The organism is Burkholderia stagnalis (assembly GCF_902830275.1).
In the GTDB taxonomy this organism is placed as follows: Bacteria; Pseudomonadota; Gammaproteobacteria; order Burkholderiales; family Burkholderiaceae; genus Burkholderia; species Burkholderia stagnalis.
In genome coordinates this window covers 226,408-242,159 of sequence record NZ_CADESW010000001.1, presented here as the reverse complement: position 1 = coordinate 242,159, position 15,752 = coordinate 226,408, and the positions used below count along the sequence as shown (strand labels likewise).

Sequence of the window (15,752 nt, the reverse complement as noted above, 5' to 3'; positions counted from 1 at the left end):
CGATGCGCGTCGACGATATCGGCTTGATCGGAACAGTTGCTTTGAATATAGGCTGTTTAGATAAAAACAATAAAAATGAGGGAAACTTCCTGATGGCAGGCACGCGTTTCTTCAGGGCAAACTGACGCGAACAATGAAGTGCCATGTTCGCGAAATCCACGATATGGAGGCCTGAATGAATGGAAGGGCGCATTGGGCTGCGGCCGCCGCCATCACGGCAGCGTTGATGACTTCAGGATGCGGCGGCGATTCGGTGGAGTCCGCACCCGCCACGCCTGCCGTTTCGGAAGCCGTGGCCAGTCCTCCAGGAAATGGCGAATCTGCCGGCATGAATCCCGCGACGACCGGCGACGGCGCCAACGCGTCCGCCGTCGTGAAGCGAACCGATATCGCCGGCTTGACGAAGTTCGTCAACGTATTCATCGGCACGGGCGCGCCCAAGGCGGGCGGCCTTTTCCCCGGCAACCTGAATCCGGCGGCGCAAGCGCCGTTCGGCATGGTCAGCTTCGGTCCCGATACGCCCGGCAGCAGGGCGCCATGGGGTAACGGTTCCGGCGGCTATTACTACTCCGATACGACCATCGACTTTTTCAGCCTGACCCATCTGGCGGGCCCCGGTTGCCGCGGGCAGGGCGCGGTTGCAATGATTCCAGGCGGCGGTTCGCTGTCGTTCTCGCACGATGACGAGGTGGCGTCGCCCGGTTATTACGGCGTGAGGACCGGCAATGGCATTCTCAGCGAGTTCACGGCAACGACGCGTACCGGGATGGCGCGCCTCACCTATCCGTCCGGTTCGGCGCCGACCCTCGTCATCAATGCGCTGCGCAGCAACGGCATGAAGTCGGGCGTGCCGACCACGCTGATACCGGACCCGGTCAACATCGCTGTCGATGCGCGGGCGGGCGTCGTGTCCGGCACGGCGGTGGTCGGCGCGTTCTGCGGCGGCACCTGGTACAAGCCGGTGAACTTCTACATCACGTTCGATACCCCGCTCGATCCGAAGGCAACCCAAGTCGCCAACGGTGTTGCAACGCTCGTGTTCGTGCCCAAGGCCGGTGGCGGCAAGACGACCGTGCAGCTGAAGGCCGGCATTTCATCCGTCAGCGTGGCGAATGCCAGGCTGAACCTGACGACGGAAAACCCCGGCTGGTCGTTCGACAAGGTCAGGGGCAAGCTGGATGCAGCCTGGAACAGCCGGCTCAACACGATCCAGCTCGATCTCGCCCAGCCGGGCGCGACGGGAAGCCTTGGGGATGCGCAAGCCAGGACTGCGAAGGATTACGTCACGCAGTTCTACACGGCGCTTTATCACGCGATGGCAGGACCGACGGTCTACAGCGACGTCAACGGCGATTATCGCGGCATGCGCCAGGCCAATCTCGCCGATCCGCCGAACACCGCGCCCCGGCGCGACACGGCCAACGTGTCGCAGTATCCGGTGCCCGGCAATCCGAATGCGTACCGTACGCATTATTCGGGATTCTCGCTGTGGGATACGTACCGCTCGCTGACGCAATTGCAGGCGCTGATGTTCCCGGGCGAGACGGGCGACATGATGCAATCGCTCGTGGCCGATGCGAAGCAGTGCGGCGCGTTTCCGCACTGGGTGGACGGCAGCGACGACACCAAGCCGATGGAAGGCGACCACGCACCGAACGTAATCGCGGGTGCCTATGCGTTCGGCGCACGCGGCTTCGATACCGGCAGCGCGCGCAAGTACATGCTGCAATCCGCGTTCGGCACGGGCGGGCCGGGCAGCCCGTTCGTCGAGGGCGCCTGCAACGACATGGGCAGCGTCGACGACGGCGCCGGCGTGAACACGGTCGGCGACTTCTATCTGAAGAACGGCTATGTGTCGACCGAGGTTGCCGGGAACCATCACGCGGGCTCGATGACGCTGGAACTGACCGCGACGGACACGTCGATCGGCAACTTCCTCGCCGCGCTCGGCCGTGCCGACGACGCAAGCACCGTCGCTGCGCTGCGCAAGCGCGGCCGCAACTGGCTCAACATCTTCAACGCGAACATTCCGCCCGGAAACGACTACTACGGTGAAACGAAGGGGCTCGTCACGAAGAACTCGAGCGGACAATGGGACTTCAGTCTCAACAACAATCGCGGCTTCCATGAATCGACCGAGCCGAACTACATCTGGACGATCGGCCATGACTACACGGAGCTGATCAGCCAACTGGGCGGCAACGCCGCGGCCATCGCGCGCCTGAACACGTTGTTCGGCCTCAGCCAGGCCGATCCGTTCGACGGCCCGTTGCCGAGCGCGTCGACGCTCAACAGCGGCGAATCGGGCAGCACGCTGTATATCGGCAACGAGCCGTCGCTGCAGACGCCGTGGGCGTACAACTGGACCGGCAGGCCGCAGCTCACGCAGCGCGTAATCCCGATCGTGATGACGAAGACCTTCTTCAACGCACCCGGCGGCCTGCCCGGCAACGACGACTTCGGCGCGACGTCCGGCTTCTACCTGTGGGCGAGCCTCGGCCTCTATCCGGTCGTGCCGTCGGCGCCCGGCCTCGCGATGTCGACGCCGCAGTTCAAGGGCATGACGGTCTGGCTCGCCGACGGCACGAAGAAGCTGCGCATCGAGTCCGACGACGAGGCGCTGCTGAACGGCAAGCCGTACATCAAGTCCGTGCAGCTCAACGGAAAGGCCTACCCGGGATCGTGGCTGCCGCTCGCGGCCATTGCCGACGGCGGCACGCTGACCTACACGTTGTCGTCCACGCCGACCGACTGGGCAACGGGCGCCGCGCTGGCGCCGCCGTCCGGCCCCGGCGCGGACTACACGAAGGCCGTCGCGAAACCGTCGCGTTGATCCTGTCGCAAGTCGAGGCGGCTGCGCGACGCGGTCGGATTCCGCTACTGCACATCAAAGGAGGACGCATGAAGAGACGATACAACGCCGGATTGACTGCACTCCTGACGAGCGTGCTGCTCGTCGGCTGCAACGGGGACGACGGCATGTCGTCGTCCAGGGTTTCGTCGGCGGCCGCGGCTGCCGCGCGGCCCGGGACGGGAAGCCCGGGCAGCACGATCCGCCCATCGGCCGACACGACCGTCGTCCCCGAGGAATCATACGTGCGGGCGTCGTTGACCCAGTACGTCAATCCGTTCATCGGCACGGCCAACGCCAGTGTCCGGGCGACCGACCCGGTGCCGGCCGGCGAGCGCGGCGGCACGTTCCCCGGCGCCACCATGCCGTTCGGCATGGTGCAGTGGACGCCGATGACGCCCAGCATCAAGCCCGGCGGCGGCAAGGACACGCCGGTCGGCTATGTCTATACGGAGAACACGATCATCGGCTTCCCGCTCACGCAGATGAGCGGCGCGGGCTGCGACGGCAATTCCGGCGAACTCCCGGTCATGCCGGCGCTCGATCCGGCCACCGTGGCCTCGAACCTCGTCAAGCCGGTGCCGAACTTCAGGCATGAGAACGAAACCGCGTCGCCGGGCTACTACCGCGTCGCGCTGAACGACGGCATCAAGGTGGAACTGACCGCGACGACGCGCACCGGCTTCGGGCGTTTCACCTTTCCCGACAGCGCGCGGGCGCCGGCGCTCGTGATCGACGCCACGCGCACGAACACCAAGGCGTCGACGGCGGGCAGCATCGGCTATGCGGGCAACGACGCGCTGCAGGGCTCGACGGTGGGCGGTGGCTTCTGCGGCGCGCCGAACTACACGGTCTATTTCTACATTCGGTTCGACCGCAACATCGACAAGACGGCGACCGACCTCGGCAACGGCAACGCGAAAGTGCGCTTTGCCGCGACAAACGCGCCGATCCAGATGAAGGTGGCGTTGTCGTACGTCAGCATCGACAACGCGAAGCGGAACCTGGACGCGGAGAATCCCTCGCCCAACTGGGATTTCGACGCCGTGCGCAAGGCCGCCGACGACACCTGGAACGATCGGCTGAATACGATCCAGGTGGAGGGCGGATCGCTCGTCGACAAGCGCAAGTTCTATACGGCGCTGTATCACTCGATGCTGTCGCCGAACGTCAACAGCGACGTCACCGGGGATTACATCGGCTTCGACAGAAAGGTTCACCGGGTCGAGAGCGGCCGTACGCAATACGTGAACTATTCGAACTGGGACACGTATCGAAGCCTGATGCCGCTGCTCGGCATGCTGTTCCCGCGCGAGACCAGCGACATGCTGCAGTCGCTGGTGACCGACGCCGACCAGTGCGGCGCGATTCCGCGCTGGTCGCCGATCAACGTCGACCAGGGCATCATGCCGGGCGACTCCGGCGTGCCCGTGATCGTCGGCGGCCATGCGTTCGGCGCCACGGCCTTCGATACCGCGGGCGCACTGAAGTACATGAGGCTGGCCGGCAACAAGCGCGTGGCGCGCTGCGGCAACACGATTCCGCGCGACGGCGACGACCGGATGAGCGATCACCTGACGCGCGGCTTCGTGTCGCTCAACCGGGGGTGGTGGGCCGGCTCGCTGACCCCCGAATTCAGCGCCGTCGACTTCGCGATTGCGTCGTTCGCGAAATCGCTCGGCAACGAACCGGCCTATCGCCAGTTCCTCGCGCGCGCCGCGCAGTGGAAGAACATGTTCAACGCGCAGCAGAAGCAGATCCTGCCGCGCTTCGATGACGGCAGCTGGAAACTTGCGCCGATCGCGAACCAGGACATGGTCGAGGGCAACGCCGAGCAATATACGTGGATGACGCTGCACGACACGCGCGAACTATATGCGCTGATGGGCGGCAACGACGCTGTCGTGAAGCGGCTGGATGCGTACTTTTCCAACCTGAACGCCGGCATGTCGCCGCCGAATTTCTATATCGGCAACGAGCCGAGCTTCGCGTCGCCGTGGCACTACAACTGGGCCGGCGCCCCGTGGCGCACGCAGAAGGTGGTGCGCGACATCGTCAACGGCAATCCGGGCGAGAACATCGCCGCCGTGTTCAGCGACGGCCCCGGCGGGCTGCCCGGCAACGACGATCTCGGCGCGGTATCGTCGTGGTACGTATGGGCCGCGCTCGGGGCGTACCCGGCCATCCCGTCCGTCGGCGGGCTCGCACTGCACGCGCCCGTGTTTCCGAAGGCCGTCGTGCGCTGGGCGGACGGCACGAAGCAACTGGTCATCAACGCGAGCGGCGCCGGCCCCGACTCGCGCTATATCCAGAGCGCTTCGCTGAACGGCGCCGTGCTCGACGTGCCGTGGGTCTGGCTGCAGGACGATCTTCGCAAGGTGGCGAGACTCGATGTCGCGATGGGCAGCGAGCCGTCGAAATGGGGCGCGTCCGGCACCGGGAAATTGCCGTCCTATGGCCTCGACGGATTCGCCGGCATCGCCGATGCGCTCAACAACACCGGCGTCGGCGCGAACGGTTCGAGGCCGGACCTCGCCGCCGAAGGCTATACGTTCGACGGATCGGGATGGCGATATTCACGGGAGGCGCTCGCCGCGGCCGGCGCGGCGCCGGGTGCGCAGCTCGCGTTCAACGGTCTGACGTTCGCGTGGCCGGACGGCAGGATGGGGCTGGACAACATGGTCGTCCAGGGGCAGACGATCACGTTTTCGACACCGGTGCGCGGCAGGTCGCTGTCGCTGCTCGGTAGCGCGACCAATGGCCCGTCCACCGGCAGGTTGACCGTCACCTATGTCGACGGCACGCAGGCGGTGTACGATCTGACCTTCGACGACTGGACGCTGAACGGCGGCAGCAGGCAGCCGGGCGCCTACAACACGGTTGCGCTGTCGACGCCGACGCGCGTGCAGATGGATGGCAGCGCGGATAACGTCCCGGCCAAGGTGTTCCAGTGGACGCAGGCCATCGATCCGACCCGGGCCGTGAAGAGCGTCACGTTCCCGTATCAGGTCAGCAGCGGGCGTCAGCATGTGTTTGCGATGGCCGTGGGCGGTTGATCGCTGTGTTTCGTTGCGGCTAGCGACGATTCATCCGGACTTTAGCCGGGCGACGGGAGGCATCGGCCTCCCGGTTTCTTTGTGCTGTCCCGGTGCTGTCGGAACATGCATGCCGGATCACGCCCGCATCAATGCCTTTCCGGCAAAAACCAGTTCATCACCAGCGCGCAGATGCCGCCCGTCGCGACGCCCGATTCCAGCACGTTCTTGAGCGCATGCGGCAGGTGGGTCAGGATGTCCGGCACCTGCGACACGCCGAGGCCGAGCGCCAGCGAAACGGCGATGATCAGCAGCGCGCGGCGATCCAGCCGGATGCCGGCGAGGATGTTGATGCCGGACGCGGCCACCGCGCCGAACATCACCATCGCCGCGCCGCCGAGCACGGGCTCGGGCACGGCCTGCAGCACGCCGGCGACCGGCGGGAACAGGCCCAGCACCACGAGCATGCCCGCGATCCACAGGCCGACGTGGCGGCTCGCGATGCCGGTGAGCTGGATCACGCCGTTGTTCTGCGCGAACACGGAGCTCGGGAAGGTGTTGAACACGCCGGCCAGCAGCGAGTTGGCGCCGTTGACCAGCACGCCGCCCTTGATGCGCTGCATCCACAGCGGCCCCTCGACCGGCTGCTTCGAGATCTTGCTGGTCGCGGTGACGTCGCCGATCGCCTCCAGCGACGTGACCAGGTAGATGATCAGCATCGGCACGAACAGCGACCACGAGAAACCGAGGCCGAAGTGCAGCGGCGTCGGGATCTGGAACAGCGCGGCCTCGCGCGCGCCGGTGAAATCCAGGCGGCCGAGGAACGCGGCCGCGAGATAGCCGATCGCCAGCGCGATCACCAGCGCGGTGCTGCGCACCCACACGACCGGCACGCGGTTGAGCAGGATGATCGTGCCGAGCACCAGCCCGGACAGCGTGAGGTTCTCGACGCTCGCGAAGCTGCCCTTGGCCATCGCGCCGTAGCCGCCGCCCATGCTGACGAGGCCGACCTTGATGAGGGTGAGGCCGATCAGCAGCACCACGATGCCGGTGACGAGCGGCGTGATGAGCCGCTTGACGAACGGCAGGATGCGCGACACGCCCATCTCGACGAACGAGCCGGCGATGACGACGCCGAAGATCGCGGCCATCACGGTCTCGACCGGCGTGCCTTGCTTGACCATCAGGCTGCCGCCGGCGATCAGCGGGCCGACGAAGTTGAAGCTGGTGCCCTGGACGATCAGCAGGCCGGCGCCCAGCGGGCCGAAGCGGCGGCACTGGACGAACGTGGCGATGCCGGAGATCACCAGCGACATCGACACGATCAGCGTGGTGTCGCGGCTGGGCACGCCCAGCGCCTGGCAGATCAGCAGGCCGGGCGTGACGATCGGCACCAGGATCGCCAGCAGGTGCTGCAGGGCCGCGACGAAGGCGACCGTCGGCGCGGGCCGGTCGTCGGGGCCGTAGACCAGGTCGCGGGCGGTGTCGGCGTCGTCGGCGCCATGGGCGGCGGGTTGGGTGGCGGAGGCGGGTTGCATGACGAAAGGGCCGGTCGGGATGGAAAGTGCGGAATTTTACGGGAAGACGCGGCCGCCGCCGCCGCCGGCGAGTCTGAAGCGGGGTCGGAAGGGGGCGACAGGCGCTCCGGCGCACCGGCGCCGGGTGCCCTCCGTCACGCGCCGGGCGCCGGATACGGCGTGCCGTCCTTGTGCAGGAAGCGGCCGTCGGCGCTGGGGCTCATCATGTCGACGTCGGAGCAGGTGATGACGTCGGCGGGCGAGCGCGAGCCGACTTCGAGATAGACGGCCGTCGCCGCCGAGCGGTTGACCAGGTGATGGCCGTTGCCGCTGTTTTTCGGGAAGGCCGCGCAGTCGCCGGCGCGCAGCACCGTTTCGCCGCCGTCCTCGATCAGCGTCACTTCGCCTTCGAGGATAAACACGAATTCGTCCTCGGCCGAATGCCAGTGACGCTGGCTCGACCAGTTGCCGGGCGGCAGGCGCATCAGGTTGACGCCGAAATCGGTGAGCCCGCCCGCATCGCCGAGCCGCTGGCGTATGCGCTCGGCGCAACGCGCATCGAACGGCGCCGGATAGCCCGTGCCTTTGCGTTCGGGGACGTGGGCGATGTCGATCCTGGGCATGGGCGGCTCCTCGAGGTCGCGCGGGCAATGCGCACGACGTCGATTGTAGGCGTGCCGCGCGCCTTTATCGCCGCGGAAAGACGCAAGGATGCGTCTTCACGTGCAGGTTCTGGTTGCCGCACGGATGCCCCGCATAGTCGACCAACCGGCTGCTCGATGCTGGCGCGGCGCGCGGCTGATCCGGCGAGGCGGCCGGGTCCGCATTGCCCAGCGCGCAGCCGGCGAGCAGGAACGGAACGGCGAAGGTGACGAGGCGTGCTTTCAAGATCCTGGCGGTGCGTACACATGGAAGGGAAAAGAGCCCCGGACACGCAAGGTGTCCGGGACAAGGCGCAGCCGGGCTACTCGCCGCCCGTGCGCGTCGCGTGGTCGAGGGCCCGGAGCGGGCCACTCAGGCAGCGATCTTAGGCAGCGGCCGCATCGCCGCCGTGATCGGCGCATGACAAATCCGTCATCTGCGCGCCCGGCGGCCGCGCGCCGTCGATGACGGATTTGTCATCCCGTGCTCACGGGCGCGTACCGTCGCTGAACGAGACTGGAAGCACCTGCCGACCGGCAGTCTTCTCACAAGGAGCACTCCAGATGAACGTCGCAAAACTATCGACCTGTCTCGTCGCCGCGATCCTGGCCGCGGGCGGCATCGCGCCGAACGCCTTCGCGCAGGGCAAGACGCGCGCCGACGTGCGCCAGGAACTCGTGCAGGCGCAGCACGACGGCACGATCCCGTCCAACAAGCACGACTATCCGCCCGGCCCGCAGCAGGTCGACCGCAACAAGGTGCTGCACGGGATATCCGTCCACGGGAACGAGAAGGCGGCGGGCCTGGACGCGCACGACGGCCGGCTCGCGACGCGCTGAGCCCGGTCGTGCGAGCGGCGGCGCGCGCTCAGCGCGCGGCCGCCGGAAACCGCAGCCAGAACGCGGTGCGCACGTGCGGCTCGCTTTCGACGCCGCACTCGCCGCCGTGGCTCTGCATGATCGACCTGACGATCGCGAGGCCGAGGCCGGTGCCGGACGCCGAGTTGTGCCGCGCCGGATCGACCCGGTAGAAGCGCTCGAAGATCCGTTCGCGGTGCGCTTCGGCGATGCCGGGCCCCGCGTCCGATACGGTGATCGTGGTCGCGTCGTCGGTCTGCGTGCAATCGATATGGATCGTCGTGTCGCGCGGCGCATGCGCGATCGCGTTGCTCAGCAGGTTGCTGAGCGCACGCTGGAACAGCAGCACGTCGGCGCGCACGGTGCCCGCGCCGTCGACCCGGATCGTGACCCCCGCATCGTCCGCCATCGGCTCGTAGTAGCCGGCGACGCGCTCGGTCTCGTCGAACGCGTCGAGCGTGCGGATCGCCAGATGGCTTTCCGCGTTGTCCGCGCGCGCGAGGAACAGCATGTCCTCGATCATCCGCGACAGCCGCTGGTATTCGTCGATCGCCGACTCGATCACCTCGCGGTATTCCCCGGCGCTGCGCGGCCGCGACAGCGCCACCTGCGCCTCGGCAACCAGGTTCGTGAGCGGGGTGCGCATGTCGTGCGCGAGATTCGACGAGAACTGGCTCAGCCGCGTAAACGACTCATCGAGCCGCGCGAGCATGCCGTTGAACGCATGCTCCAGCTCCTTCAGCTCGCCGGCCGTATCGAGGCCCTGCAGCGGCTGAGCGAGGCGGCTCGTCGACATCTCCTCCGCGCGCCGGACGAGCCGCCGCAGCGGGCTCAGCCCGAGCATCGCGATGCCGTACGCCAGCGCGGCGGCGAGCACCACGCCGAGCACCTCGATCACGACGATCGTCCACGCATACGCGTGCAGCAGCGCGCGATCGCTTCGCGCGTCGCGCTGGATCACGACGCGCACGCGCAGGCCGCCGGGCCCGTCGAGCGGCGCGCTCGCGACGAGATAGTGCAGCGTCGAATCCGGCGCGGCGATCGCGACGGGCGTCTGCGAGGCCGGCCCGCCCGTCGCGCGCGCGCCGGGCACGTAGCCGGACGTGGCCAGCAGCAGCGCGCCGGCCGCGTCGTACATCGCGAGATCCATGTTCTGGTGGCCGTGCAGCTGGTCGATCCAGATGTCGGCATGGCGCGGGATCTCGTCGACGAAGCGGATCGCGGCCAGATGCGCCTGCAGCGCGCTCATCGTGACGGCCATTTCCTGCGCGGACGAACTCTCGATCCGGTTGTACAGCGCGCGGTACAGCGCGAACCCGCTCAGCGCGAGCACCGCCGACGTCGACAGCACGATCAGCAGCGTCAGGCGCGCGCGCAGCGTGCGGGGCAGGGCGCGCGCGATCATCGGCCGCCGGCGCCGCGCAGTTCGAGCACGTAGCCCATGCCGCGCACGGTATGGATCAGCTTGGGTTCGTACGGATCGTCCACCTTCACGCGCAGCCGCCGGATCGCGGCATCCACCACGTTGGTGTCGCTGTTGAAGTTCATGTCCCACACCTGCGACGCGATCGTCGCGCGCGGCAGGATCTCGCCCTCGCGGCGCATCAGCAGCCACAGCAGCGAGAACTCCTTCGCGGTCAGCAGGATCGTGTCGCCCTGGCGGGTCGCCTTGCGCCGCGTGAGGTCGAGCTCGAGGTCGGCCACCTTCAGCACCGTCGATTCGCGCGGCTGCCCGCGCCGCAGGATCGAGCGCACGCGGGCCACCAGCTCGACGAAATCGAACGGCTTCGCGAGATAGTCGTCCGCGCCGAGCTCGAGCCCCTTCACGCGATCGCCGACGTCGTCGCGCGCGGTGAGGAACAGCACCGGCGTCTCGCGCGTGCGGCGCAGGTGTTCCAGCACGGTCCAGCCGTCCTTGCCGGGCAGCATCACGTCGAGGATCACGAGGTCGTAATCCTCGGTGGTGGCCTGGTGCAGGCCGGTGATGCCGTCCTCGACCCAGTCGGCGACGAAGCCGGCTTCGGTCAGGCCCTTGCGCAGGTAGGTGCCGGTCTTGGGTTCGTCTTCAACGATCAGGATTCGCATCGGGAGTTGCCTTGGGTTGCCCGGAAGGTGCGGCGCCGCCGCGTGTCAGTCGCGCCAGCCAGCCGCCGAGCGCCGTCCGGATCGATACCGAATACGCGACGCGGTACAGGACGGGCAGGACGAGCAGCGTCAGCGCCGTGGACGACAGGATGCCACCAATCACGACGGTTGCAAGCGGCCGCTGCACTTCGGCGCCGGTTCCGGTCGCGAACGCCATCGGCAGGAAGCCCAGCGACGCGACGAGCGCGGTCATCAGCACCGGCCGCAGGCGCGTGAGCGCGCCTTCGCGCACGGCCGTGCCGAGCTCGACGCCCTCGTCGCGCAGGTTGCGGATGAACGAGATCATCACGAGGCCGTTCAGCACCGCGACGCCCGACAGCGCGATGAAGCCGACTGCCGCGGTGATCGACAGCGGGATGCCGCGCAGCCACAGCGACACGACGCCGCCGCTCAGCGCGAACGGAATGCCGGTGAACACCAGCAGGCCGTCCTTCACGTTGTTGAACATCACGAACAGCAGCACGAACACCATCAGCAGCGCGACGGGCACGACGATCTTGAGCCGCTCGCTGGCGCTCTGCAATTGCTCGAACTGCCCGCCCCACGACAGCCAGTAGCCGGCCGGCACCTGCACGTCCTGGCCGATCTGCGCCTTCGCGTCGGCGACGAACGAGCCGATGTCGCGGCCGCGCACGTTCGCGCTGACCACCACGCGGCGCTTGCCGTCCTCGCGGCTGATCTGGTTCGGGCCCGGCGCGACGTCGACCGTCGCGAGCTCGGCGAGCGGCACGTAGGGCGCCTGCACCAGCGGGCCGCTCGCGCCGATCGCGCCGGCCGCGCCGCCGGCGGCCTGGAACGGCAGCGCGATCGGCAGGCGCTTGATCGCCTCGACGTCCGAGCGCAGCGCGTCCGGCAGCCGCACGACGATGTCGAAGCGGCGATCGCCCTGGAACAGCGTGCCGGCCTTTTGCCCGCCGACCGCCGCGGCCACCGCGTCCTGCACGTCGCCGACGCTCACGCCGTAGCGCGCGAGCTTCTCGCGGTCGAGCTGGATCGTCAGCACGGGCAGGCCGCTGGTCTGCTCGACCTTCACCTCGGATGCGCCCGGCACCTTCTGCAGCGCGGCCGCGATGCGCGTGCCGGTATCGTTGAGCTGCGCCATGTCGTCGCCGAAGATCTTCACCGCGACGTCGCTGCGCACGCCGGAAATCAGCTCGTTGAAACGCAGCTGGATCGGTTGCGAGAACTCGTACGCGTTGCCGGGCAGGTCGGCGAGCGCGGCCTCGATTTCCTCCTTCAGCATGTCGCGCGATTTCTTCGGGTCCGGCCACTGGTCGACCGGCTTCAGCATGATGTAGCCGTCCGACAGGTTGGGCGGCATCGGGTCCGCGGCGATCTCGGCAGTGCCGGTGCGCGCGAACACGCGGTCGATCTCGGGGAAGCGCTGCTTCAGCGTCTTCTCGATCGCCCGCTGCATCGCGACGGATTGCGACAGGCTCGTGCCGGGAATCCGCAGCGCGGCCACCGCGAGATCGCCTTCGTTCAGGCTCGGGATGAACTCGCTGCCGAGCCGGGCGGCGAGCAGCAGCGTCGCCGCGACGATCGCGACCGCGCCGGCGAGCACGCGCGCGGGGCGCGTCATGAAGCGGTCGAGCGCGGGCGCGTAGAGCCGCTTCGCCCAGCCCATCAGGCGGTTTTCCTTTTCCTGCACGCGATTGCCGATGAACAGCGCGACGGCGGCCGGGATGAAGGTGACGGTCAGCACCATCGCGGCGGCGAGCGCCATCACGACCGTGATCGCCATCGGGTGGAACATCTTCCCTTCGACCCCCGTCAGCGCGAAGATCGGCAGGTACACGACCATGATGATCAGCTGGCCGAAGATCAGCGCGCGGCGGGCCTCCTGCGACGCGGCGAACACCTCGGCGTAGCGTTCGTCGCGCGTGAGCGGCCGGCCGGCCGCGGCCTGCGCGTGCGCGAGGCGGCGGATGCAGTTCTCGACGATCACCACCGCGCCGTCGACGATGATCCCGAAATCGAGCGCGCCGAGGCTCATCAGGTTCGCGCTGACCTTCGCGTTGACCATGCCGGTGAACGTCATCAGCATCGACAGCGGGATCACGAGCGCGGTGATCAGTGCCGCGCGGATGTTGCCGAGAAACAGGAACAGGATCGCGATCACGAGGATCGCGCCTTCGAGCAGGTTTTTCCTGACCGTCGCGACGGCCTTCTCGACGAGCACGGTGCGGTCGTATACGGGCACCGCGCGCACGCCGGCCGGCAGCGTGCGGTTCACGTCGTCCATCCGCGCGGCCACGGCCTTCGCGACGGTGCGGCTGTTCTCGCCCATCAGCATGAACACCGTGCCGAGCACGACTTCCTCGCCGTTCGCGGTGGCCGCGCCGGTGCGCAGCTCGCGGCCGACGTCGACCTCGCCCAGATCCTTCATGCGCACCGGCACGCCGCCGACGTTGGCGAGCACGACGTTGGCGATGTCGTCGACCGTGCGCGCCTGCCCCGGCACGCGCACCAGGTATTGCTCGCCGCGCTTCTCGATGTAGCCGGCGCCGACGTTGTCGTTGTTGCGCTCGAGCGCGCGCACGACGTCGGCGAGCGTCAGCCCGTACGACATCAGCTTCGCGGGGTTCGGCGCGACCCGGAATTCCTTCACGTAGCCGCCGATCGAGTTGACCTCGGTGACGCCCGGCACGTTGCGCAGCTGCGGCTTGATCACCCAGTCCTGCAGCTCGCGCAGGTCGGCCGGCGTGTAGCGCGTGCCGTCCGGCTTGCGCGCGGCCGGCTCGGCCTCGACGGTCCACAGGTAGATTTCGCCGAGCCCGGTCGACGTCGGCCCCATCGCCGGCGACACGCCGGGCGGCAGCTTGTCCTTCGCCTCCTGGATCCGCTCGTTGACGAGCTGGCGCGCGAAGTAGATGTCGGTGCCGTCCTTGAAGATCACCGTGACCTGCGACAGGCCGTAGCGCGAGATCGAGCGCGTCTGCTCGAGGTTCGGCAGCCCGGCCATCGCGGTCTCGACGGGGTAGGTGATGCGCTGCTCGGCCTCGAGCGGCGAATAGCCGGGCGCGGACGTGTTGATCTGCACCTGCACGTTGGTGATGTCGGGCACGGCGTCGATCGGCAGCTTCTGGTAGCTGAACACGCCAAGTGCCGCCGCGGCGGCGATCGCCAGCATCACGAGCCAGCGATGGGCGATCGCGAAGCGAATCAAGCGCTCGAACATGGAACGGGAATCCTCGGGAATGCGAAAGAGAGAGGCGCCGCCCTCGGGCGGCGTCGGGCGGGGTCAGTGTTCGTCCGCGCTGCCTTTGCCCAGTTCGGCCTTCAACACGAAGCTGTTGGCGGTCACGTATTCCTGGCCCGGCTTGAGGCCGGCCAGGATCTCGACCACCTGGCCGTCGCGCCGGCCCGTCTCGACCGGCTGCGCGACGAAGCCCTTCGGCGAGCGGACGAACACCGACGGCGCGCCGTCGATCTGCTGCAGCGCGTCGTTGGCGATCGCGACGGGCGCGTCCTGCTTGCCCGCGTCCACCGACACGTTGACGAACATCCCGGGCCGCCATGCGCCGTCCGGATTCGGCAGCACGATGCGCGCGGCGGCGGTGCGGGTCTGCTCGCCGAGCAGCGCGCCGACGTACGCGATGCGGCCGCCGGCCTTCGAATCGAAAGCCGCCGCGCTGACCATCGCGTCGCGCCCGACGCGCACGTCGTTCAGCCGCTGCGCGGGGACGGCCAGCTCGGCCCATACGGTGGACAGGTCGGACACGACGAACACGTTCGCGTCGGCGGCGACCGCTTCGCCGGGCGCGAGGTGCTTCTCGACGATCGTGCCGGCGAACGGCGCGCGCAGCTCGAAGCGGTTCAGCGCCGACGCGGACGCGGGCGCATTCAGCGCGGCCAGCTTCTGGCGCGCATTCTGCGCGGCGATTTCCGCTTCGCGAAGCTGCACCTGCGCCTGCAGGTAGTCCTGCTCGGCCGAGATGCGCTCCTCCCACAGCGTGCGCTCGCGCGCATAGGACGTGCGGGCCGCCTGCAGCCGGCGCTCGGCGCTCAGCAGCTCGCTGCGCCGGTCGGCGAGATCCGTGCTCGCGATCACGGCCAGCAGCTGGCCTTGCTCGACCCGCTGGCCGATCGACACGGCCACCCGTTCGACGATGCCCGCGACGCGCGGCACGACGTGGGCCGTGCGGTCCTCGTTGAACTTGATCTCGCCCGGCAGCTGGAAACTCGTCGCGATCGACGCGGGGCCCGCGCGCGCGGTCTCGATGCCGGCGGCGGCGGCCTGCTGCGCATTGAGCGCGATCGCGCCGTCCGCGCGCGAGAACGGAAACGTCGCGGTGCGGCCGCCGGCCTTCACCGTGATCGCGCTGTCGAACACATGCGGGGCCGCGACCGGCTGGGCCGTCGTGAACGTTCCTCCGGCCTCGTTGAACGCGAGCGGCACGCGCGCGCCGTCGTAGCGGGTCAGCACGCCGGCCACGTGCGCGCCTTTCGGCGCGGGCTTGCCGTCGAGCGACGGGTAGACGATCAGCCGCGCGTCGCCGGGTTTCTCCGACAGCACGATTTCGACCGACAGCGGGCCGTCGGCGACGATCTGCCCGCCATGCGGGCCGGCGCCGTCGGCGGCCTGGGCGGCGGATGGCGCGGCGGCGGACGGGCCGCGCGACAGCGCGAGCGCGCCCACCGCAACGGAGAGCGCGCCGAGCGTGGCGGCGGCGACGAGGATCAGTTTCTTGCGCTGCATGAC

At 68.4% G+C, this 15,752-nt stretch carries 11 protein-coding genes; 3 read left to right on the top strand and 8 right to left on the bottom strand.

Annotated elements, in window-relative coordinates; translation table 11 throughout:
- Positions 1-111 precede the first annotated feature (111 nt).
- Complete coding sequence (locus HWY45_RS01045; protein WP_150998208.1) at positions 112-414, bottom strand: hypothetical protein; 303 nt, start codon at positions 412-414, stop codon at positions 112-114.
- Between HWY45_RS01045 and HWY45_RS01040 the strand changes: the two genes are divergently transcribed.
- A complete protein-coding gene (locus HWY45_RS01040; protein ID WP_059884487.1) occupies positions 398-2,833 on the top strand; it encodes a GH92 family glycosyl hydrolase in 2,436 nt (811 codons plus the stop codon). The two genes, HWY45_RS01045 and HWY45_RS01040, sit on opposite strands and share 17 nt — an antisense overlap.
- A gap of 68 nt (positions 2,834-2,901) precedes the next feature.
- Complete coding sequence (locus HWY45_RS01035) at positions 2,902-5,907, top strand: GH92 family glycosyl hydrolase (protein ID WP_230946919.1); 3,006 nt, start codon at positions 2,902-2,904, stop codon at positions 5,905-5,907.
- A gap of 128 nt (positions 5,908-6,035) precedes the next feature.
- Here HWY45_RS01035 and HWY45_RS01030 read toward each other — a convergent pair whose 3' ends face one another.
- The 3 genes from HWY45_RS01030 to HWY45_RS01020 all read right to left on the bottom strand — a co-directional run bounded on the left by HWY45_RS01030 (position 6,036) and on the right by HWY45_RS01020 (position 8,291).
- Positions 6,036-7,424 carry a uracil-xanthine permease family protein gene (locus tag HWY45_RS01030; protein WP_059884263.1) on the bottom strand — a complete coding sequence of 463 codons (1,389 nt, stop codon included), beginning with the start codon at positions 7,422-7,424 and terminating at the stop codon, positions 6,036-6,038.
- A gap of 134 nt (positions 7,425-7,558) precedes the next feature.
- Positions 7,559-8,026 (bottom strand): cupin domain-containing protein, encoded by a 468-nt coding sequence (locus HWY45_RS01025; RefSeq protein WP_059884262.1) that lies wholly within the window; start codon positions 8,024-8,026, stop codon positions 7,559-7,561.
- Positions 8,027-8,090: 64 nt separating this feature from the next.
- Positions 8,091-8,291, bottom strand: a complete 201-nt coding sequence (locus HWY45_RS01020) for a hypothetical protein (protein WP_059563550.1) — start codon at positions 8,289-8,291, stop codon at positions 8,091-8,093.
- A gap of 317 nt (positions 8,292-8,608) precedes the next feature.
- On the opposite strand from HWY45_RS01020, the gene HWY45_RS01015 reads away from it, so the two are divergent.
- A complete protein-coding gene (locus tag HWY45_RS01015; RefSeq protein ID WP_059884261.1) occupies positions 8,609-8,884 on the top strand; it encodes a DUF4148 domain-containing protein in 276 nt (91 codons plus the stop codon).
- Positions 8,885-8,912: 28 nt separating this feature from the next.
- Here the strand turns inward: HWY45_RS01015 and HWY45_RS01010 are convergent, their stop codons facing one another.
- From HWY45_RS01010 to HWY45_RS00995, 4 genes are all read right to left on the bottom strand, one after another.
- A complete protein-coding gene (locus tag HWY45_RS01010) occupies positions 8,913-10,307 on the bottom strand; it encodes a heavy metal sensor histidine kinase (RefSeq protein WP_059884260.1) in 1,395 nt (464 codons plus the stop codon).
- Positions 10,304-10,987, bottom strand: a complete 684-nt coding sequence (irlR, locus tag HWY45_RS01005) for a heavy metal response regulator transcription factor IrlR (protein ID WP_059563553.1) — start codon at positions 10,985-10,987, stop codon at positions 10,304-10,306. Before irlR ends, HWY45_RS01010 begins: the two co-directional genes overlap by 4 nt.
- Positions 10,968-14,228, bottom strand: coding sequence for an efflux RND transporter permease subunit (locus HWY45_RS01000; RefSeq protein ID WP_059884259.1), 3,261 nt, complete (start codon positions 14,226-14,228; stop codon positions 10,968-10,970). The genes irlR and HWY45_RS01000 overlap by 20 nt, the downstream gene beginning before the upstream one ends.
- Before the next feature lie 63 nt (positions 14,229-14,291).
- Positions 14,292-15,749, bottom strand: coding sequence for an efflux RND transporter periplasmic adaptor subunit (locus tag HWY45_RS00995; RefSeq protein WP_059884258.1), 1,458 nt, complete (start codon positions 15,747-15,749; stop codon positions 14,292-14,294).
- Positions 15,750-15,752: the final 3 nt, after the last annotated feature.